We start from the raw sequence: 21,504 nt of genomic DNA on the forward strand, positions 1-21,504 counted from the left end.
ATATCTATTAAGATGAGAAAATGGAAAAGGAGAGAGGGAACATGAATTATATAGAAAATAACGGATTGTATTATCGTCATACTCATGGCGGGCACCATCATAATGGAGGGCATAATCATCATGGTGGACACAATCATTATGATCATCATCATCATCACGGTGGTGGATGGGGCTGGGGTGGCGGCTCATGGGGCGGTGGATTTTTCCCTGGAAGTTTTGCTGGAGGCATGTTAGGCGGACTTACAGCTGGTGCATTAACGGGTGCAGCAGGTGGAGGCTACTATCCAGCACCGTACCCAGTAGCTTATCCAGCGCCATACCCAGCACCATATCCAACGCCATATCCGGGTTATCAGCAAATGCCATATCCGTATTAAACGAAGAAAAGAGGCTACCCTCTTTTTTTCGTTTAATAAAGTATTTATTTATAAAATACTTCCAAAATAAAGGTGGAAATATGTTAATATTTTGTTATTGTAATTCAAAAACATATATACGAATTTTAATTTCTATATTATTATTCGTGAATAGTTGTATAGTGTGATCATACTTCTATTTCGCTAGTAAAGTAAAGAGGTTAAATGTGAGCGGAATTAGTAGGGAACAGTGGTTGTATGGAGCTAGTTATAAAGGAATGTAAGAGAATGAATAAGGTATAATAAAGTAAGCTAATTATAACGGTCAGAAACTACTATTTATAATTGAAGCGGTATTATATTGCTTTTTATTACAAATAATATTATGTTATTTTAATCGGCATATTTCAAAATGTGATTTATGTAAAGGACGATTATTAGGAAATGAAATATCTCTATTTCTATGAAAAGAAACAAGTTGTGTCTTAGTCAGATAGGAAGCAAGGAGAGATGCGCATGCTAGAACAAAGAGGTCATGCATTATATGACTCTTCATTGCGAGATTTAAAGTTAGCATTAGATGAGTCTTCAATTGTTGCGATTACAGACCGAAATGGTCTTATTACATATGTAAATGATAAATTTTGTGAAATCTCCAAATATACACGAGAAGAGTTAATAGGGAAAGATCATCGTATTTTAAATTCAGGATATCACCCAAAATCATTTTTTCAAATTCTTTGGAAGCGCATTTTGAGCGGAAAAGTATGGAGAGGTGAGATTCGAAATCAAGCAAAAGATGGGACATATTATTGGGTTAAAACAACAATTGTTCCATTTTTAAATGAAAAAGGAGAGCCATATCAATTTATAGCAATCCGAAATGATATTAGTAGTAGGAAAGAAGCAGAACAGAGGCTACGGTTAAGTGAAAGTCGTTATAGGGAACTTGCGTATCATGATGCTTTAACGAGTTTACCGAACCGATTGCAGTTAATAACGACTGTAAACGAGATGATTGCAGGCAAAAAAGAATTTGGTATGATTTACTTTGATTTGGATCGTTTTAAATTAGTAAACGATACGCTAGGTCATATGATAGGGGATTTACTTTTGAGCGAAGTTGCTTCACGGTTGCATTATGTGCTAGGAGAGAAAGACGTCCTGGCTAGACTGGGTGGCGACGAATTTGTGTTGTTAACAAAAAAACATACGCAAGATGAAATGAGGCAGTTAGCGACATCAGTGTTGTCGTGTTTTCAGGCACCATTTATGCTTGAAGGTCATGAAGTATACATTTCAGCTAGTCTAGGGCTGTGCTCATATCCGCAAGATGGACAAGATGTAGAAACTTTATTGAAGAATTCGGATTTAGCTATGTATAGCGCGAAAGAACAGGGCAGAAATGCCGCGTGTTTCTTTACAGATGAGTTACGTGCGAAAATAAATCGTAGAATGAAAATTGAATTCGCTTTGCAAAAGGCAATTCGTGATGAAGAGTTAGATGTGGCACTGCAGCCTATTATTGATTTGAAAACGAAGAAATATACTGGTATTGAGGCTTTAGCACGTTGTTCGACAGAAGAAGGCCCTATTTCGCCAGACGAATTTATTCCAGTAGCTGAAGAATCTGGACTTATTATAAAATTAGGAGACTAGGTATTAGAAAAGTCATGTCGCTTGTTTAAAACATTGCCAGATTACGAAGAAGGACTAAAGTTATCTGTGAATTTATCCATACAACAATTAATGCAAAAGCGTTTTATTTTATCTGTACGTAGCATTTTAAGGAGAACTGGCTTTCCACCGAATCGTTTAATTTTAGAAATAACAGAAAGCATTGCTGTTCGTCATTTTGATTATATTATTGCTACATTACAAGAATTAAGAAATATGGGTATTTTAATTGCTTTAGATGACTTCGGAACGGGCTATTCTTCTTTATATTACCTAAAACAACTACCACTGGATATAGTAAAAATTGATCGTAACTTTATTCGTGAATTTCATTATGATCATGCACAGCCAGAGCGAACGATTGTAAAATCTGTTATTGAAATTGCTCATAGTTTAAATTTAGCAGTAGTTGCTGAAGGGGTAGAAACAGTAGAGCAAGAAAGTTTATTACAATCTATGGGCTGTGATTACGTACAAGGATTTTATTATGCGAAGCCTTTATCTGTAGGAGAGTTAAAAGAAAAGTTAATTACAGATTTTTAATAAAAAAAGAGAAGCTGGTAGCTTCTCTTTTTTTAATTCGTTTTTTGTGAGTTTTTCATTAGTACTGGATAAAGAATAAGACCTAATACGAACAATCCAATTCCTAAGAAGAACGTTTTTAAATCAGCAGTTCCGGTTTTGATAACCCAAATAGAGTATACAAATGCTAATGCAGTAATGATCCCATCCTTTATTCGAGAGCCTGGCATTACATCATACGTTTCTCCTGTAATAACCAATTTGAATTGGTACAGCGTAGAAACAAGGTATGGAATTAAATAAGCTAATGTTGCTACAACGATAGCGAAATTATAAGCTTCTGACACAGTGCCGGAAATCGTTGAGAATAAGAAAATTTGCGTCATCACATTTGTAATAAATAATGATTTTGAAGGACTACCTTTTTTATTTGTTTTCGCAAAAAACTTAGGGAAAAGTCCATTCTTTGCTGCCTGATAAGGTACTTCTGAACTAACAACGATCCATCCAACTGTAGATCCAAATAAAGATACAAGTGCAAGTAAAGCCATGATATATGCGCCTTTAGTACCAATTGCTAAATTTAACGCGTCTACTAATGGTTTTTGCGATTCTTTTAAAGCATCTTGCGAGAGTGCTCCCATTGTAAGTAGAGTAATTGACATGTAAATAAGAAGAGCGATAATTAATCCGAAAATGGTAGCCTTTTTTACATCGCGCTGAGATTTTGCACGATTAGAAAGCATTACAGCAGATTCAATACCGATAAATGCCCAAAGTGTTGCGATAGCAGCTGAGTTGATTTGTCCACCTAACGAAATGGATTGTCCCGCTTCATTCATAAATGTTTGACCGTCTCCGAAATTAGAGGCATTGAAAATGAATAATGTGATTACAATAAACATTGTAAATCCGATAATCTTTGCAATGGTAGCAAGAAGATTCATATTCCCAGCTCGGTCAATATTTTGAGAAAGAATATATTGAATTCCCCATAACATAAGGCTACATACGAGGAAAGTTAATCCTTTTCCGAGTTCTAGTGAAAATCCGTTCGTTGAAAAGAGAATTTGCTTACTTTGTAAAACTGGAAAGAATGTTGATAAATATCCAGCAAAGGAAATAATAACAGATGCGGTTGCAGCCCAGTTTGCAGCCCAATATCCCCATGCCATACTGTATCCTGCAACTTTACCCGCTTTTTTTGAAGGGAACATTGCTTGAGCATAACTTTGTGGTCCAGCTTTTAATTCTGGCTTTCGGATTGCTAAATTTCCAAATACGAGTGCAATCATAAATACGCCAAGTCCTGTAATACTCCACGCAAGTGTAGAACCCATTGGACCCGATACGTGTGCTAAATTTGCTGGGAGCATAAATACGCCACCGCCAACCATATTTCCGATCACAAAAGCTGTTAAAATCCATAATCCCCATTTTTTCGTTTCCATTTTTGTTAACTCCTTTGTAGTAAGTTTTGCGTAAACATCATTTTTTACTAGCTTTTTGGCAATAAAAAAAGAGCCATGTAGATAAAAAATACCTACATGGCTCTTCGCCTAACGTAGGTACAACGGGAATAACCCTTGTACCTACGCGTAATTTTCCCGCTAGGTTTCAAGGGTTACGTATGATGATGATGTTTTTGTGCAAATGTAACTACAATTGTTGTATAAGTAAGCATAGTTCTTTGCTCCCTTTCTCCTCTGATTTTGAAGTTAGTATACTACATGTTTTTTTGAATGAAAAGAAAAATATAAAAATTTTTATAAAAATACGTTTTAGAGATTAAATATTTACCTGTATTTTTCCTATACTGGAAAATAAGTGAGAGATTGGCAGAAGAGTGTAGCGTGGTATAATACATATAGAATTAGAAGGTGACAAGGGGCTATTGTAGATGATGAGCAAGTATGAACAAATTTATACAGAAATCAGCAAGTCAATTGATAATAAACAATTAAAAGAGGGATGCAAAATCCCATCAGAAACTGAATTAATGAAGCAGTATGAAGCAAGCCGAGGTACGGTAAGAAAAGCTGTAGATTTATTACAAGAGCGTGGATATGTTCAAAAAATACATGGAAAAGGTGTTTTTGTTTTAAAGCGAAAAAACATTGAATTCAACTTTGGTGGTATTGTAAGTTTCCAAGAAGAAAATGAACGTTTAGGACGTCATTGTATTACAGAAGTCGTGGAAATGGAGAGAGTAAAAGCGACAAAAGAGGTTGCAAAGCTATTAAATGTGAAAGAGAAAACAGAAATAGATCACATTAAACGCGTACGAAATATTGATGGAGAAAAAGTAATTTTGGATATCAATCATTTTGTATCGGAATATATTCCTGGATTAACGAGTGAAATTGCAGCGAAGTCTATTTATAAATACATTGAGAAAGAACTAGATCTTCATATTAGTTACTCACAGAGGGTAATTGAAGTGCAGCCATGTACAGAGGACGATAGAAAGTATTTAGATTTAAATGGAACAGACTATGTTGTCGTTGTGAAAAACTTTACGCATTTTTATGATGGAAGTCAGTTCGAATATACAGAATCACGCCATCGTTTAGATATTTTTCATTTTTCGGATGTGGCGCGGAGGAAGTAAAGAGATGGAACAAACTATTGTTTCATCTCTTTTTTTATAAAAAAATAAAAAACTCGTATATACGAGTGTTGACTAACTTATATATACGAGTTAATATGTAATTGTAAACGGTATCAAAAAAAGAAAAGAGGGACGGGAATATGGGGAAAGACTATCGTAAAACAGCAGAGGAAGTGTTGCAGTATATTGGTGGGAAAGACAATATTGAACAAGCTGCACACTGTGTAACGAGGCTCCGTATCGCTTTAAAAGATGAAAGTAAAATAGATAATGATAAATTGCAGTCTATTTCATTAGTGAAGGGAGCGTTTCATAACGCTGGGGTATTTCAAATTGTAATTGGTCCAGGAGATGTGGATCGAGTATATGCGGAATTGATAACGCTTGCAGGTATGAAGGAAGCGACAGTAGCTGACGTGAAAGACTCTGGAAACCAAAAGTTAAATCCAGCTCAAAAGTTTGTAAAAGTATTTTCAGATGTATTTATGCCGATATTACCAGCAATCGTAACAGCTGGTTTACTAATGGGAATTAACAATCTATTAGGGGCGAAGGACTTATTTTTTGAAGGTAAAAATTTATTAGATGTGTATCCAAACTTAAGTGGTCTTTGGGATTTAATTAATATGATGGCGAATACAGCATTCGTATTCTTACCAGCACTTGTCGGTTGGTCAGCAACGAAGCGTTTTGGTGGTAGTCCGATATTAGGGATTGTTATGGGATTAATGCTTGTGCATCCAGCCTTATTAAATGCGTGGGATTATGGTAAAGCAGCGACTGGTTTAGATGGACAAAAGATTGAGTACTTCGATATTTTAGGATTATTTCAAATTGAAAAGGTAGGGTATCAAGGTCAAATCTTACCGGTTTTAGTAGCAGCATTCGTATTAAGTAAAGTGGAAATTTTCTTGAAGAAACATGTACCAAATGCAATTCAATTATTAGTTGTACCCATTACAACGATTGTTGTAACAGGTGTGTTAGCATTAGGAATTATTGGTCCAGTTACACGTCATATTGGAGATTTATTAACAGCTGGATTAGTAGGTGTAGATGAAACAGTACCAGTAGTTGGAGCAGTATTGTTTGGAGCATTATATGCACCGCTTGTCATTACAGGTATGCATCATATGTTTATTGCTATCGACTTACAATTAATTGCACAGCACGGTGGTACATTCATTTGGCCAATGATTGCTCTTTCTAACATTGCGCAAGGTAGTGCGGCACTTGCGATGTTCTGGATTTCTAAAAATCAAAATGATAAAAGTATGGCATCTACATCAGCAATCTCAGCATATTTCGGTATTACCGAGCCAGCTATGTTTGGTGTAAACTTACGAAATAAATTCCCGTTCTATGCAGCGATTATAGGATCAGCTACTGCAGCTATATTTATTACGCTAAATGGTGTATTAGCACCTGCCATCGGAATTGGCGGATTACCAGCATTTATTTCTATCATTCCGAAATCGATTCCAATATTTATTGTCGGAATGATTATCGCGGTTGTAATCCCATTTACGTTAACGTGGTTATTTGCAAAACGAGCAAAACAGAAGTAGGAGGAAGTTAAACATGAAGGATTGGCATAAAAGTGTAGTTTATCAAATTTATCCGAAGAGCTTTAATAGCTATTACAATAAAGAAACCGGTGATATAAAAGGGGTTACAGAGAAACTAGATTATTTAAAAGAACTCGGAGTAGATTATATTTGGTTAACACCGATATACCAATCACCACAAAATGATAATGGATACGATGTAAGTGATTACTACAGCATTGATCCATCTTACGGAACGATGGAAGAGTTTGAAGAGCTTTTAGAAGAAGCAAAGGCACGTAATATTGAAATTATGCTTGATATCGTTGTAAATCATAGTTCGACGGAGCATAAGTGGTTTAAGGAAGCGAAGGAAGATAAAAATAGTCCATATCGTAATTATTACATTTGGCGTGATGAAAAAAATAATTGGCAATCTAAGTTTGGTGGGTCAGCTTGGAAATATGATGAGAAGACAGAGCAATATTTTTTACATCTATTTGATGAGACGCAAGCGGATTTAAATTGGGAAAATGAAAAACTTCGTGAAGAAGTATATGATATGATGCGTTTTTGGCTGGATAAAGGGGTAACTGGATTCCGATTAGATGTTATTAATTTAATTTCAAAAGATCAACAGTTTTTAAATGATGACGGAAGTAAGGCGACAAGCGATGGCCGTAAATATTATACAGATGGTCCGCGGGTTCATGAATATTTACAAGAGATGAACCGAAATGTTTTTGAAGGGAAAGATGTAATTACAGTTGGAGAAATGTCATCTACGACAATTGATAATTGTATTAAATATTCAAACCCTGAGCGCAGTGAATTAAGTATGACATTTAGTTTTCATCATTTAAAAGTAGATTATCCGAATGGAGACAAGTGGACGAAAGCAGATTTTGATTTTATTAAATTAAAAGAGATTATGTCTAATTGGCAAATTGAAATGCAAAAGGGCGGAGGATGGAATGCATTATTCTGGTGTAATCATGACCAGCCTCGTATTGTGTCACGCTTCGGTGATGATAGAAAGTACCGAAATGAATCTGCGAAAATGTTAGCAACAGCTATGCATATGTTGCAGGGCACACCTTACATTTATCAAGGCGAAGAAATCGGTATGACGAATCCTAAATTTGAATCCATTGAGCAATATCGCGATGTAGAATCATTAAACATATACGATATAAAGCGAGAAAAAGGATTATCAAAAGAAGAGATTATCGAGATTTTAAAACAAAAATCTCGTGATAACTCCCGTACTCCGATGCAGTGGAATGAAAAGGTAAACAGTGGTTTTACAACAAGTACACCTTGGATTTCAGTGGCAGAAAACTTTACAGAAATAAACGTAGAGAGGGCATTAGAAGATAAGGAATCTGTATTTTATCATTATAAAAAGTTAATAGAACTTAGAAAAACGTATGATGTTATTACAGAAGGAGAATATGCTATTTTAGATGGAAATCATCCTAAGATTTGGGCATACACACGTACTGTAAATGATGAAATATTACTTGTTATCAATAACTTCTATGGAGAAGAAATAACGTACGCTGTACCAGCACATGTTCAATTAGATGGAATGAAACAAGAAATACTACTGTCGAATTATAAAGATTCCAGCAAGAATATTACAAACCTTAACTTAAGACCATATGAATCCATTGTATATCGTTATACGAAATAGAAAGGTTGTATGCCCGCGTGGCATACAACCTTTTATTTTAAGACACCGCTATACAAAATGCTTACTTCTACCTCAGGCTTAAATTTTACTTTTGCATAATCTTTATTCCAATTTTTTTTCTTCCATAAGTCAGGATGATAAGCAATGAGATGTCTACCAATTCCGAAAGCATCACAATTTGCTTTTTGTAGTTTGTTTGTTATTTTTTTCGCTTCTTTCGTAAGTTGCTTTGATAATTCCTTATTTAGTTTTTTTCTTGCTTCCATTTTATAAATATTATCTCTTGGGGCTTCAAGTGCTATTACTTTTAGTTGGAGCTTAATGTGAGCATAAACATTTCCTTTTTTATCTGTTGTTATTTTTAAGTCTCGTTTTAACTTTCGATTGCTAATTTCCATTGTTAAATAATCAGATGTTTTCTCTGATTCATCGCTAGTAAGTTTTTGGGTTATACGGGCGCTTGTTCCCATTTTTCCGGTTAATAATACGAATAAAACAGATTGTTTCAAAGATAAATGCCCAGTTAATTTATCATTGTTAAATAAAGCTAACCCGTTTGTAATTACTTCTTTTCCTTTTATTTTTATAGAAGGGAGGGTAAAGTCTTTACCGGGATCTAACATTTTTGTAGCAGCTGTTTCTAAAGTTTCTTTTGGAAATACACTCATATCTTCTAAGCTTTTCACTTTTTTCTTTAGAAAATCTCCAATTAGTAAATTTCCTACTTTCTTTTTTTCCAGTATTTCGGACGTTTCACCATCTACTGCAATAAGTTTTACTAAAGCCGTTGGGTTTGTTGGGTCCCGAAAGCTGACATCTAAATAGGGTAGTATACCTTTTTTTAGAATTTTGGTTCCTAGTAATTGAACACCATATTTGAAATAGCGAATATTACCAGTCACATTTTTTTTTAAGGCATCGCTTGTATCCCTTACGTTATGCCCGTTTGCTGAAGTTTATTCTCTTCCGTAATATCATATCCAATACTATAAGCTAATCTCGCTTCTCTTAATGGTTCTTGATCCCAACAGCCAGAAAGGAGGGAACTAGTACATAATATAAAAAGTAATTTAACTCTTTTTTTGAACATACTGTTCTCCTTTCTTCTTTCTTATTACTGAATAAAGTAGAAATAAAAAAGGGAGGACAACGATGAAAATATAGGTGAACTTATCAGTGAAAGTTGAAATTACTTTTAATTCTTCAGGTGTATCTATAAATAAGGCTACACTAAAAGCAATAATACCAACGATTGGAACAGCCTTTTTATGATTAGCAAGATTGAAGATATGCCCGATTCCTATAGAGGCTGCACAGTAATAACTAGCAATAGAAGCTACAACAGTTATCATCCAAATTGGTATGAATAGTAAATCAGTTCGGTCTATAATCCCGATATGCAAGGAGCGTAATAAGTAAGCAACTGGTTCTGGAATAAGCTCAACTTGTTTTGGGCTAAATACGATAAAGCAAATCCAAACGGTAAAAGCATAAAAGAGAGTTACAAATCCATTAGCGATAGAAATTGCTTTTAGTTTTGCAACAGCAGTCCCATTTACTTTAGGAAATGCGATGAGAAAGATTTCAAAACCATACATAGCCGTAATTGTTTCTTTCGATGCTTGAATAATATTCCACCATCCAGCCTCTGTAATGGGAAAAATATAAGAAAAATCAGCCCGTGAGAGCCCAAGTCCAATTAAAAGCGCCATAGGTAAAATAAGAATAGAGGCCATGACATAAAATCGTACGATGACTTTAAACGTATTATAAGCTACATAACAACAAGCTATTGTAAATAGCATGAGAATGGCAGACCAAGGAGTGGCCTGTAATATCCAAACTTTAATGACATTACAAGCGCTTAACATAACTGTCATACCAATAAGAGTGAAATAAAAAACATAAAGAAAACCTAATAGTTTTCCAAATTTATTACCAAATAACATACAAACACTTTCGTACATATCAGCATCAGGAAATCGTTTTAAGAAAAGCCACATAAGTAAAATAATAAGCTGAATTGCAAGTCCAGCGATGAGAGCAGAAATCCACCCACCACCTTTCGCTATTGAGTGAAGACGGTTTGGGAGAGAAAGTATACCGACTCCGATTTGGCATTGAATAACGAAAAGGGTAAATTGAACTAGAGAAATTTTACTTTGCGTGTTTGTCACCGTCCTCATCCTCTCTCGTTACATGTTGGCGCTGCATTTTTTTCGGTTTTGGATCATGTGGTCTTTCCCAAAATGACCAAATTGGTAGCCTTACGAAAGAATCTTTCATATCCTTTATCCGCATTGGTGCAAGGGGAGAAAGATATGGTGTATGAAAAGAATGAAGCTGACATAAGTGAACGAAAGTTATAATTAGACCGAATGATATTCCTACATAACCGAATATGGCAGCAAGGAGCATTAATGGAAAACGGAGAATTCGAACAGCTGAACTCATATCGTTTGATGGAACGAGAAAAGATGAGATTGCAGTTAAAGCTACAACGATAATCATTGTGTAAGAAACGAGTCCCGCTTTTACAATTGCATCACCAATTACTAAACCACCTACAATACCGATTGTTTGTCCAACGCGGCTCGGTAGACGAATACCAGCTTCCCGTAATAACTCGAAAATTAACTCCATTAAGAGCGCTTCAAAAATAGGTGGGAGTGGTACTTTCTCTAATGAAGCTTTAATTGTGTACACAAGTTCGAGCGGCAACACATCAGGATGAAAAGCGACAGTTGCAATATATAAAGCTGGTAAGAGAAAAGCAATTAAAAAACTTACTAAACGAATCATTCGGACGAAAGAACCGACAATCCAGCGGTTATTATAATCATCTGGTGATTGATAGAAAGCGAATAACGTAACAGGTACGATGAGCGCTGTTGGATCTCCATCAGATAAAATAGCGACGCGCCCTTCCATTAAATTTGCTGCGACTCTATCTGGACGCTCTGTATTTAATTGCTGCGGGAAGGGTGAGAAAGACGTATCCTCTATAAATTCTTGTATGTATCCTGGAGGCATAAGTGCGTCCGTTTTAATCGTTTCTAACCGTCTTTTTACTTCTGTAACGAGATCGTCATTCGCTATGTTTTGCATGTAAGCAATTGCCACTTTCGTGTGCATTTCTTCACCAAGTGTGAAATATTTAACGACGACATTTGGACTTTTTATGAGTTTACGAATAGAAGCTAAATTGGTTGCTAAATCTTCTACGAAACCAGTATGCGGTCCACGTACAATACCTTCATTATCAGGTTCTGTTATATCTCTCTTTAAAGATAAAGCCGTTTTGAAAATACAAAAACTGTCGACATGTTCATGAAAATATAAGGATTTTCCTTGTAATAAAAGCTGTACCCCATAATTCAAATTCGTTTCTTTTTTCATATTTAACGTGGAAAAAGCTTTCTCTAAAGATAAATCAGACCGCGTTAATAATGGCTCAAGAGCTAATTGATGAATTAAATTTGGATCTGATAAGGATTCGATATATAAGATCGTTCCTTTTCCGTTTTGAAAAGGGAGATCTAGTTTTTTTATATCATCAGAATGGAAAAGTTTATTTTCAATGTAATTAATGTTCTCCGGAAGTGATGGAAACATATGCTTTTTGTTATTATCTTGTTGTGAACTTTTCTGTTCAGTCATACTTTCCATCTCCTTTCCTTTGAAATCATTTCTGTTAATTTTTGCTTTTTGTGAGAAAATTATGCTTGGGTTGTTTGAAAAAATAGGCTTGAAGGTTATGTTCTATTATCTTCTACGCACTATTCAATTTCATAGCAGTACTGCTCACGTTTGTGTCGAATTAAGAAGATATATAGGAGGGATACATATGGAAATATCTGTAGAACGAGTTTTTACAAAAGAGATTTTAAGAAGAGCAGCAAAGGCATTTCATGTAATAGTGGAAGAGAAACCACTTGGAGATTTTGAAAATTATATTTTTAAGGCGAAGGGCAATCGTGGTGAAGATTACGTATTACGTTTAACCCACTCTTCTCACCGTTCAAAAAAAGAAGTCGAAGCGGAACTAGATTTTTTACGATATGTTGCAGAGCATGGGGCAAAGGTAGCAGGGCCTCTTTATTCAACGTCTCAAAATCTTGTAGAAGAAATCGGAGCAGAGGATGAAAGTTTCTTTTTCGCTTCTTTATTTACATATGCAGAAGGTGAGCAAGTAAAAGGAGAAGAGTCGCCTTATTGGGGAGATGCTTATTTTGAAGCATGGGGCAAAGCAATTGGACAACTGCATCGCCTAACAATGAACTATCCTAAAACAGACTATCGTGATACGTGGGAAGAAGATGAAAGTGGCATTGTTAATGAATTAGAAGATGATCAAGTAAAAAAGATTGCAGCGGTATTAATGGATGAAATAAAGGCTCTTCCAATTGAAAGAGAAACATTCGGCCTTATGCACGGTGACATTCATCCAGGTAATTTTCATTATGATGGTAAAGAGCTAACAATCTTTGACTTTGATGATGCGGCTTATAATTACTTTATACATGATTTAGCGATGGTTCTCTATTACTCTGTTCTATTTACACCGTGGACAGCGGAAGAGAAGACAGGTTTTGCTCGTAAACAATTACAAGTGTTACGAAAAGGATATGAGTATGAGCACAGACTGGCGGATAGTTGGTATGAATCGTTACCGCTATTTTTACGCTTACGCGATATAGGTTTATATGGCACGCTTCAAAAGAAGTTTAAAGGGAAAGATATGCCAGATAACTTCAGGAAATTATCAGAAGAGCTGTACGAAAGAATTATAAAAAGAGAAGCAATTGTGAATATATAATACATTTTGTTCAAAACAAAGTATATAAAATAAATGTATACTTTGTTTTTTTATACAAAAATATGTTTACTTTATTAAAATAATATTGTCCTAGATTCGTTATACACTTATAATTTTATATATTCTGAATATTCTTTATAAAGAAGGAGGGGGAATGTTGGAAGCTTTCGTAAACTGGTTAAATAATATTGTTTGGAGTCCAGCACTTGTTTATTTATGTTTAGGAGTAGGTTTATATTTTTCCATTCGAACGAGGTTTTTACAAGTAAGGCATGTAGGAGAAATGGTGAAGCTGACATTTCAAGGTGAAAAATCAGAGGCTGGTGTTTCTTCATTCCAAGCGTTAGCACTTTCATTATCAGGGCGCGTTGGGACAGGGAATATAGCTGGGGTAGCAACGGCGGTTGCCTTCGGTGGACCAGGAGCTGTATTTTGGATGTGGGCAGTAGCCTTTTTGGGAGCAGGATCAGCTTATGTGGAATCAACACTCGCGCAAATATATAAAACGAAACATCAAGGACAGTTTCGTGGTGGACCGGCTTATTACATTGAAAAAGGTTTAGGTGTGAAATGGTATGCATTAGTATTCGTTGCAGCTACAATTCTTGCAACGGGGCTTTTACTGCCAGGTGTGCAAGCAAATAGTATTGCAGTAAGCTTAGAAACAGCTTTTGGAATTAACACTACCGTATCAGGGGCTTTATTAGTTGTTGTATTAGCTCTTATCATCTTCGGTGGCGTAAAGCGAATCGTTAACGTTGCACAAGTTGTTGTACCGTTTATGGCAGTTGGTTATATTTTAGTAGCTTGTGTTATTGTTGCTATGAATATTGAAAAATTGCCAGAAGCATTTATGTTAATTATAAGAAGTGCTTTTGCTTTAGAAGCGGCTTTCGGTGGTATTATCGGTTTAGCCATTTCTTGGGGAGTAAAACGTGGTATTTATTCCAATGAAGCAGGACAAGGAACTGGACCACATGCAGCAGCAGCAGCTGAAGTATCACATCCAGCTAAACAAGGTTTAGTGCAAGCATTTTCCGTTTACATTGATACATTATTTGTTTGCTCAGCAACAGCATTTATGATGATTATTACAGGCATGTATAACGTATTTGATGCAAGCGGAAAAAACTTTATCGTAAATAAATTAAATGGTGCTCAGCCAGGACCAGGATATACACAGGCAGCGGTAGAATCTGTTTTCCCTGGATTTGGAAACGGTTTCGTTGCAATTTCGTTACTATTCTTTGCCTTTACAACAATTATGGCGTATTACTACATTGCAGAAACGAATATCGCGTACTTAAATCGTGATGAAGACCGCCCTTGGCTTTCCCTGGTACTAAAATTTGTATTTTTAGGAGCTGTATTCTACGGCTGTATAAAAACAGCAGCAATAGCTTGGGCTTTAGGCGACATCGGTGTAGGAATTATGGCATGGGTAAATATCATTGCGATTTTACTATTACAAAAACCTGCATTAGTTGCATTAAAGGATTATGAAAAGCAGAAAAAAGAAGGAAAAGATCCAGTATTCGATCCAGGGCCATTAGGAATTAAAAATGCTGATTTCTGGGAGCATGAATACGGAAAAGATAAGAAAGAAGAAGTATCTTAATAGAATAGAAATGAAAAAGCAAAGGGAAAATCCCTTTGCTTTTTTTATGGGCAAAATGAGGCTGGAAGTTATTTTTTTGCCTATTTTTGAATATAAAAAGAATGTACATGCTTTGTTAGGGGAAGGGGGGGAGTATGTTGATAGAGTTTCGTAATGTAAATAAATATTATGGTACTTTTCAAGTTTTAAAAGATATTAATGTACAAGTGAAAAAAGGTGAAGTGGTAGTAGTTGTTGGGCCGTCCGGATCAGGAAAAAGTACGTTGCTACGGTGTATAAATCAGTTAGAGACAATTACAGATGGAGCGTTAATTGTACAAGGTACGGAGGTACACAATGCAAAAACAGATATGAATGAATTACGCCGAAATATTGGAATGGTCTTTCAACATTTTTATTTATATCCACATAAAACGGTTCTTCAAAATATTACACTAGCACCGATTAAAGTAAATAAAGTTTCAAAAGAAGAAGCTGAGAAAACAGCGATGTTTTATTTAGAGAAGGTAGGAATCCCAGAGAAGGCTAGTGTATACCCGCATCAACTATCTGGAGGACAACAGCAAAGGGTAGCAATTGCTAGGGGGCTCGCAATGCAGCCAGAAATTATGCTATTTGATGAGCCTACGTCTGCCCTTGATCCAGAGATGATCGGAGAAGTACTTGATGTTATGAAAACGCTAGCTAAAGAAGGGATGACGATGGTCGTTGTCACGCATGAAATGGGATTTGCGCGAGAAGTGGCAGATCGGATTTTATTTATGGATGATGGCAAGATCATTGAGGATACAACACCGGCGCAATTTTTTGCAAGTCCTGAACAAGAAAGGGCGCGTCTATTTTTAAGAAGAGTGTTAAATCATTAAAGGAGGAATTTCATGCTTAAAATGAAAAAGTTATTTACGTTAATCGTATTCTCATGTTTATTCGTACTTGTCGTTGCTGGATGTGGAAGTAAAAAAGATGAGGCGAAAGAAACGAATACGAAGCAAGGCGGGGCTGTGGAGCAAATTAAAAAGCGCGGGAAGCTAGTAGTTGGGGTGAAGAATGATACGAACTTATTCGGATTGAAAAATCCTTCAACAGGGCAAGTAGAAGGGTTTGATGTTGATATCGCAAAGGCGCTTGCGAAAAAAATCCTTGGAGATGAAAAGAAACTAGAATTAAAAGAAGTAACGTCTAAAACGCGTATTCCACTACTGAAAAACGGTGATATTGATGCAATTATCGCAACAATGACAATTACGGAAGAACGTAAAAAGGAAGTAGATTTTTCAGATGTATATTTTAAAGCAGGGCAATCGTTACTTGTTAAAAAAGGAAGCGATATTAAAAATATTGATGATGTGAAAAAAGGTGTGAAAGTGTTAGCGGTAAAAGGCTCAACGTCTACAAATAATATACGCCAAAAATCTCCAGAGTCGACTGTATTAGAATTTGAAAATTACAGTGAGGCATTTACGGCGTTAAAAGCAGGGAAAGGCGATGTATTAACGACAGATAATGCAATTCTTTACGGCATGGCAAAACAAGATTCGAATTATGAAGTTGTAGGGAAAATTTTCACGGATGAGCCGTACGGAATTGCGGTACAAAAAGGTGCAGATGATTTAACAAAAGAGATTAATAGCTTACTAAAAGATATGAAGGCGAACGGGGAGTACGACAAATTGTATGAGAAATGGATTGGGCAAAAACAAGAGTAGTAAAGTGATAGTTTCATGAATGGAGCTGTATTCCCATTGATAAATAGCAAGAGGATGAGGGGATACTCATCCTCTTCTTGTAAAGAAAGAGGGGAGAATATGTGCCTGATTTTTCTATATTAACGAATAACATTGATATGTATTTAGAAGGCTTTAAATATACAGTGATGTCTAGTGTAATTGCGTTAATAGGCAGCTTTATTTTGGGAGTAATTTTGGCTGTAATGCGTATTGCACCTATTCGTATTTTAAATTGGATAGGATCAGCTTTTGTAGAGTTTGTAAGAAATATTCCACTCGTATTAATTGCATTTATATTTTATTTCGCTTTACCTGTAATAGGAATTACTTTAAATGGTTTTGTAGCAGGGACAGTAACGCTTACCGTATACACGGCAGCATTTATTGCAGAAGTCATTCGCGCTGGTATTTTATCAGTTGCAAAAGGTCAAATGGAAGCGGCGCGGTCTTCAGGATTAACGTATGTACAGGGAATGTATTATGTTGTTTTACCCCAGGCGATGAAAATCGTAATCCCTCCTTTAGGAAATCAATTTCTCAATTTAGTAAAAAACTCTTCCATACTTGGAATTATCGCTGGTACGGATTTAATGTATCAAGGAGACTTAATTTCAACGAAGACATTTGTTACGTTCGACGTCTATATATTTGTCGGGGTATTTTATTTAATATTAACAATTCCGCTCAGTATGCTAGTGCGTTATTTAGAAAAACGCTTGGCAAAGGAGGCGGTGTAAATGGATTTTAAGGGAGCAATAACAGGGGATCATATTCTGTTTTTATTAAAAGGATTACTTATAACGTTAGAGGTAGCGCTCGTTGCAATTGTACTTAGCTTTATTATTGGTAGTGTAATAGGGATATTGCGCTATATGAAAATCCCCGTAGTCTCACAAGTATTAGGAATTATCGTTGAAGTGATTCGAAACTTACCACTACTTTTAATTATATTTTTCACGTATTTTGCACTTCCAGAAGTAGGATTGAAATTAGAAATTATAACAGCTGTAATTGTTGCTTTAACAGTATTTGAAGCAGCAATGATATCTGAAATTGTTCGAAGTGGTCTATTATCTATTGAAAAAGGACAGATTGAGGCCGCAAGGTCTTCAGGATTAACGTATGTTCAAGCACTTTGGCATATTATTTTGCCACAAGCATTAAGGAGAATGGTCCCGCCACTTGTCAGTCAGTTTATTTCATTGCTGAAAGATACATCATTAGCAGTTGGTATATCACTGCCAGAGCTTATGCATAATGCTCAAATTATTAGCGGACAGAATGTAAATTATATGATTCCAACGTTTATAGTAGTAGCTTGTATGTACTTTATCGTAAATTATAGTTTATCAATTTTATCGAGAAGATTAGAACTCCGTTAACCTTTACAATATATGTAAAGGTTTTTCCTTGTTTATCCTTATTTTCCTCTAATTAGAATCTGATTCTCACGATAATTCGATTTTTTGTATTGTTTTATCAGAAAAGTTTTAATTTTATATAGAAATTGTAATCGCTTTCGTGTATATTTTTATTATCAGAAAATTTTAACAAGATATAGGGGTATCGGTAGGGGGAGGATTTAGATGCAGCAACCAACGAATGAGAAATTACATCGTACGATGAAGAGTAGACATTTATTTATGATCGCACTAGGTGGTGTAATCGGGACTGGTTTTTTCTTAGGTTCAGGTTACACCATTAATCAGGCTGGACCAGGGGGAGCCATCCTTTCATATTTAGTAGGCGGATTTATTATGTATTTAACAATGCTTTGTCTTGGAGAGTTAACGGTAGCAATGCCAGTTTCAGGCTCTTTTCAAAAGTATGCGACGAAGTTTATTGGACCAGGAACGGGCTTTATGATCGGCTGGCTATATTGGCTTGGCTGGGCAGTAACAGTAGGACTAGAATTAACGTCAATCGGTTTAATGATGAAAAGATGGTTTCCGAATGTTGATGTTTGGGTATGGTGTCTCGTATTCGGCGTTATTTTATATGCTTCAAACGCTATCTCAGCGAAGAGTTATGCTGAATTAGAGTTTTGGTTCTCTAGTATTAAAGTAGTTACAATTCTTGCATTTGTTGTTCTTGGTGGTAGTGCATTACTAGGGTTTATATCATATGACGGAAAAGAAGCAGCACCTCTTTTCTCTAACTTTGTAAGCGATGGCGGATTATTCCCGAATGGACTAGCTGCCGTATTACTTACGATGATTACGGTTAACTTCTCATTCCAAGGAACAGAGTTAATCGGGATTGCAGCAGGAGAAAGTAAAGATCCAGAAAAAACAATTCCACGTGCGATTCGTAATACAGTATGGCGCATTATGTTATTCTTCATTTTAACAATGACGATTTTAGTAGGATTAATTTCTTGGAAAGAAGCTGGCGTAATTGAAAGCCCATTCGTAGTCGTATTTGATAAAATCGGTATTCCATACGCAGCTGATATTATGAACTTCGTTATTATTACAGCGTTACTATCTGTAGCGAATTCAGGATTATACGCGGCAACTCGTATATTATGGTCACTTGCAAATGAAGGAATGGCACCAACTTCTTTCAAGAAAGTAAATAAACGAGGTATTCCAATTACAGCGCTAGTCGTAACGATTGCAGTAGCAGGGTTATCTTTATTCACAAGCTTCCTTGCAGAAGATACAGTATACATGTATTTATTATCTATAGCTGGTTTATCAGCTGTATCAAGTTGGATTATTATTGCTCTATCGCAACTTCGCTTTAGAAGTCAGTATATAAAAGGCGGAGGAAAGTTAGAGGACTTAAAATATAAAACACCGTTATATCCGATTGTTCCTATTTTAGCTTTAATTACAAATAGTATCGTTGTTATTAGTTTAGCGTTTATTCCAGAACAACGAATGGCGTTATACTGTGGTATTCCATTTATCATTTTCTGCTATATATATTATTATATGAGTAAGAAACGGAAGAAACCGATGAAAGTGGAGATGGAAGCGAAGTATGAAAATAAAAATTAAGCATGATGATATACAGGCAGATTTATCGTATGGTCCATTAGCAATTGGAAAAGAAGATGGGTATTCACCGTTACAATTACTCGTTTCTTCTATCGCAGGATGCAGTGCAATTGTCTTTCGAACAATTTTAGAAAAGAAACGTATTACATACGATACGTTTACAATTGAGACTGAAATTGGTAGAAGTGAAGCTTTATCAAAACCAGTTGAAAGTGTTCATTTGCACTATAAAATTAAAGCACAAAACATTACAGAAGAGCAATTGGACCAGGCGCTACAACTTGCAGTGAAAAATTGCACGATTGTTCAATCTGTAAAAGATAGTATAAAGGTTACGGAAACAATTGAACTAATAAAGTGAAACATAAAAACGTGAGAGCCGTATTCTCACGTTTTTATGTTTTTGAAAGAGGGGAAAGTGTAATGGACTGTTTAGGCTGTAAATTAGCAAACGAAGAGGAAAAAATATATAAAGTATATGAAGATGATTATGTAACTTGCTTTTTAGATCATGAACCTTTCTATCCAGGACATACTTTAATTGTGCCGAAGCAGCATGTTGTAGAAGTGGACGAATTAGATGATGTTATAGCGAAATCCATTATGGATGCTGCTAAGCTGATTGCAAAAGCGATTAAATCATTATATAAACCAGATGGAATTACAGTTTGTCAAAATGGTGGAATCTTTAATGAGTTAACACATTATCATATGCATGTCGTACCGAGATATAAAGAGCGTTCGTTTGCTGAGTTTTATGCGGTGCAGTCAGGAGAACAGCAGAATCATAACTTTGAAGAGACAAAGAATTTATTAAAAGATGCAATAGAACAAATAATGTATATGGAAAAGGCGTAAGAGGGATTTTCTTACGCCTTTTTAGTCTTCATACATATGTAAAAATTCTTTCGCACGCATACGTAAACCATCTATTAATTCTTTCGGCTCTAAAACTCGTGCACCTTTTCCAAGTCTATAAAATAAAGGGGTAATAAAGTTAATTTCACCTTTATCAATTGTTGAATGTATATACCCTGTCCCGTCTTCGTTTACTACCACGAATTCTTCAAGGTAAGGAACGCTTTTACATTGGCGCACGCCTTCTGCTGTTAATGAGACATGTAACTGGGTAGGAATGTGTACTACGTTAGGGCTCGAGTCGAACCATTCTTCTAAATTCATGAACGTATCTTCATTTTCTTCTGTTGATAATATAGAAAGAATACGATCAACGCGATACAGTAATACTTTTTTTCTACTGAAGTCATAGGATGGTAAGTACCATAGCCCATCATGAGCATATACCCCGATAGGATGAACATGTTTTGTTTTTATCCCCGATTTAGATTCGTATTGAAAGTGTAAATCTTTATTTTCAATAGCCGCGGTTAACACTTCGTTTAAAAGAGGGGTATCAATTGCTCTCTTCGGATTCCAAAAAGCAATATAAGAACGTATTTTATCAACTTTCGCTTTCGCATCATGTTGTAGAGAGCTATACAGTTTATGCGTAACGGAATTGATTTCTGTGTTAAATGGTAAGTCTCTGTAGTAGCTTAAAGACTGAAAAGCAAAAAAGATGGATACTGCTTCTTCTTCGGTGAATAAAATAGGCGGAATGACTTTATTCGTTAATACTTTATATCCTCCATTACGACCTTGTTCTGCGTAAAGGGGTAATCCCATATCACTTAAATCTAAAATATATCTATGAACAGTACGAACGGAAATATTAAATTCATCAGCTATTTCCTGAGCTGTAAATGTTCTTTTCGCAGACGCGAATATAAGAATGTCTAGTAAACGTTTTGCTTTTGACAACTATCTCACTCGTTTCTTTTTTAACATGACATGAATTGTCATGTTTTAAGGTTAGTATAGTGTGTATAAGGTAATTTTATCAATATACGTTGTAAGGAGGAAAAG

At 35.6% G+C, this 21,504-nt stretch carries 17 protein-coding genes and 2 pseudogenes; 14 read left to right on the forward strand and 5 right to left on the reverse strand.

The features are described from left to right. Window positions 1-41 precede the first annotated feature (41 nt). Together PDL00_RS22815 and PDL00_RS22820 are read left to right on the forward strand one after the other, a co-directional pair. Window positions 42-377, forward strand: coding sequence for a cobalt transporter (locus PDL00_RS22815; protein WP_270731250.1), 336 nt, complete (start codon window positions 42-44; stop codon window positions 375-377). A 495-nt stretch (window positions 378-872) separates the two neighbouring features. Next, window positions 873-2,576 (forward strand): annotated as a pseudogene (locus PDL00_RS22820) (putative bifunctional diguanylate cyclase/phosphodiesterase). 32 nt (window positions 2,577-2,608) lie between these two features. Here the strand turns inward: PDL00_RS22820 and PDL00_RS22825 are convergent. Continuing rightward, a complete protein-coding gene (locus tag PDL00_RS22825; RefSeq protein WP_242255403.1) occupies window positions 2,609-4,006 on the reverse strand; it encodes an amino acid permease in 1,398 nt (465 codons plus the stop codon). Window positions 4,007-4,455: 449 nt separating this feature from the next. Here PDL00_RS22825 and treR point away from each other — a divergent pair, with 449 nt between their 5' ends. The 3 genes from treR (at window position 4,456) to treC (ending at window position 8,409) form a co-directional block, all read left to right on the forward strand. Further along, window positions 4,456-5,166: a trehalose operon repressor gene (gene treR / locus PDL00_RS22830; RefSeq protein ID WP_098597525.1), complete on the forward strand. Its 711-nt coding sequence runs from the start codon at window positions 4,456-4,458 to the stop codon at window positions 5,164-5,166. 140 nt (window positions 5,167-5,306) lie between these two features. Further along, on the forward strand, window positions 5,307-6,734 hold the full coding sequence (gene treP, locus PDL00_RS22835) for a PTS system trehalose-specific EIIBC component (protein ID WP_270731251.1): 1,428 nt from the start codon (window positions 5,307-5,309) through the stop codon (window positions 6,732-6,734). Between the two features lie 13 nt (window positions 6,735-6,747). Further along, window positions 6,748-8,409, forward strand: coding sequence for an alpha,alpha-phosphotrehalase (gene treC / locus PDL00_RS22840; protein ID WP_098597524.1), 1,662 nt, complete (start codon window positions 6,748-6,750; stop codon window positions 8,407-8,409). A gap of 32 nt (window positions 8,410-8,441) precedes the next feature. Here treC and PDL00_RS22845 read toward each other — a convergent pair. The 3 genes and pseudogenes from PDL00_RS22845 to gerKA form a co-directional block, all read right to left on the reverse strand. After that, window positions 8,442-9,499, reverse strand: a pseudogene (locus tag PDL00_RS22845) (Ger(x)C family spore germination protein). Continuing rightward, complete coding sequence (locus PDL00_RS22850) at window positions 9,480-10,586, reverse strand: GerAB/ArcD/ProY family transporter (protein ID WP_270731252.1); 1,107 nt, start codon at window positions 10,584-10,586, stop codon at window positions 9,480-9,482. Before PDL00_RS22850 ends, PDL00_RS22845 begins: the two are co-directional and overlap by 20 nt. Next, window positions 10,567-12,069: a spore germination protein GerKA gene (gerKA, locus tag PDL00_RS22855; protein ID WP_270731253.1), complete on the reverse strand. Its 1,503-nt coding sequence runs from the start codon at window positions 12,067-12,069 to the stop codon at window positions 10,567-10,569. The genes PDL00_RS22850 and gerKA overlap by 20 nt, the downstream gene beginning before the upstream one ends. A gap of 187 nt (window positions 12,070-12,256) precedes the next feature. Here gerKA and PDL00_RS22860 point away from each other — a divergent pair, with 187 nt between their 5' ends. From PDL00_RS22860 to PDL00_RS22900, 9 genes are all read left to right on the forward strand, one after another. Next, window positions 12,257-13,228, forward strand: a complete 972-nt coding sequence (locus PDL00_RS22860; protein WP_270731254.1) for a phosphotransferase enzyme family protein — start codon at window positions 12,257-12,259, stop codon at window positions 13,226-13,228. A 157-nt stretch (window positions 13,229-13,385) separates the two neighbouring features. Next, window positions 13,386-14,846, forward strand: a complete 1,461-nt coding sequence (locus PDL00_RS22865; RefSeq protein ID WP_270731255.1) for an alanine/glycine:cation symporter family protein — start codon at window positions 13,386-13,388, stop codon at window positions 14,844-14,846. Window positions 14,847-14,983: 137 nt separating this feature from the next. Then, window positions 14,984-15,712, forward strand: coding sequence for an amino acid ABC transporter ATP-binding protein (locus tag PDL00_RS22870; RefSeq protein ID WP_242242660.1), 729 nt, complete (start codon window positions 14,984-14,986; stop codon window positions 15,710-15,712). A 12-nt stretch (window positions 15,713-15,724) separates the two neighbouring features. Then, window positions 15,725-16,552, forward strand: a complete 828-nt coding sequence (gene glnH, locus PDL00_RS22875) for a glutamine ABC transporter substrate-binding protein GlnH (protein WP_270731256.1) — start codon at window positions 15,725-15,727, stop codon at window positions 16,550-16,552. Window positions 16,553-16,653: 101 nt separating this feature from the next. Continuing rightward, on the forward strand, window positions 16,654-17,310 hold the full coding sequence (locus PDL00_RS22880; RefSeq protein ID WP_061676362.1) for an amino acid ABC transporter permease: 657 nt from the start codon (window positions 16,654-16,656) through the stop codon (window positions 17,308-17,310). Continuing rightward, window positions 17,311-17,955: an amino acid ABC transporter permease gene (locus tag PDL00_RS22885; RefSeq protein WP_242255419.1), complete on the forward strand. Its 645-nt coding sequence runs from the start codon at window positions 17,311-17,313 to the stop codon at window positions 17,953-17,955. Between the two features lie 204 nt (window positions 17,956-18,159). Continuing rightward, window positions 18,160-19,578 (forward strand): amino acid permease, encoded by a 1,419-nt coding sequence (locus PDL00_RS22890; protein WP_098885065.1) that lies wholly within the window; start codon window positions 18,160-18,162, stop codon window positions 19,576-19,578. Then, on the forward strand, window positions 19,562-19,939 hold the full coding sequence (locus PDL00_RS22895) for an OsmC family protein (RefSeq protein ID WP_242255421.1): 378 nt from the start codon (window positions 19,562-19,564) through the stop codon (window positions 19,937-19,939). Before PDL00_RS22890 ends, PDL00_RS22895 begins: the two co-directional genes overlap by 17 nt. Before the next feature lie 11 nt (window positions 19,940-19,950). Then, the gene (locus tag PDL00_RS22900) at window positions 19,951-20,436 is read left to right on the forward strand and encodes an HIT family protein (RefSeq protein WP_270731257.1); all 486 of its coding nucleotides are present in this window, start codon (window positions 19,951-19,953) and stop codon (window positions 20,434-20,436) included. Between the two features lie 21 nt (window positions 20,437-20,457). Here PDL00_RS22900 and PDL00_RS22905 read toward each other — a convergent pair whose 3' ends face one another. Further along, window positions 20,458-21,399: a helix-turn-helix transcriptional regulator gene (locus tag PDL00_RS22905; protein WP_270731258.1), complete on the reverse strand. Its 942-nt coding sequence runs from the start codon at window positions 21,397-21,399 to the stop codon at window positions 20,458-20,460. Between the last annotated feature and the right edge of the window lie 105 nt (window positions 21,400-21,504).

Origin of the sequence: Bacillus cereus group sp. TH152-1LC (assembly GCF_027710505.1) — a bacterium.
Lineage (GTDB): Bacteria > Bacillota > Bacilli > Bacillales > Bacillaceae_G > Bacillus_A > Bacillus_A mobilis.

What these genes read in the sequence shown, in the direction of transcription:
- PDL00_RS22815 (WP_270731250.1), top strand. Translation starts at nt 42, where the DNA reads ATGAATTATATAGAAAATAACGGATTGTATTATCGTCATACTCATGGC.
- PDL00_RS22825 (WP_242255403.1), bottom strand. Translation starts at nt 4,006, where the DNA reads ATGGAAACGAAAAAATGGGGATTATGGATTTTAACAGCTTTTGTGATC.
- treR (WP_098597525.1), top strand. Translation starts at nt 4,456, where the DNA reads ATGATGAGCAAGTATGAACAAATTTATACAGAAATCAGCAAGTCAATT.
- treP (WP_270731251.1), top strand. Translation starts at nt 5,307, where the DNA reads ATGGGGAAAGACTATCGTAAAACAGCAGAGGAAGTGTTGCAGTATATT.
- treC (WP_098597524.1), top strand. Translation starts at nt 6,748, where the DNA reads ATGAAGGATTGGCATAAAAGTGTAGTTTATCAAATTTATCCGAAGAGC.
- gerKA (WP_270731253.1), bottom strand. Translation starts at nt 12,069, where the DNA reads ATGACTGAACAGAAAAGTTCACAACAAGATAATAACAAAAAGCATATG.
- PDL00_RS22860 (WP_270731254.1), top strand. Translation starts at nt 12,257, where the DNA reads ATGGAAATATCTGTAGAACGAGTTTTTACAAAAGAGATTTTAAGAAGA.
- glnH (WP_270731256.1), top strand. Translation starts at nt 15,725, where the DNA reads ATGCTTAAAATGAAAAAGTTATTTACGTTAATCGTATTCTCATGTTTA.
- PDL00_RS22885 (WP_242255419.1), top strand. Translation starts at nt 17,311, where the DNA reads ATGGATTTTAAGGGAGCAATAACAGGGGATCATATTCTGTTTTTATTA.
- PDL00_RS22890 (WP_098885065.1), top strand. Translation starts at nt 18,160, where the DNA reads ATGCAGCAACCAACGAATGAGAAATTACATCGTACGATGAAGAGTAGA.
- PDL00_RS22895 (WP_242255421.1), top strand. Translation starts at nt 19,562, where the DNA reads ATGAAAATAAAAATTAAGCATGATGATATACAGGCAGATTTATCGTAT.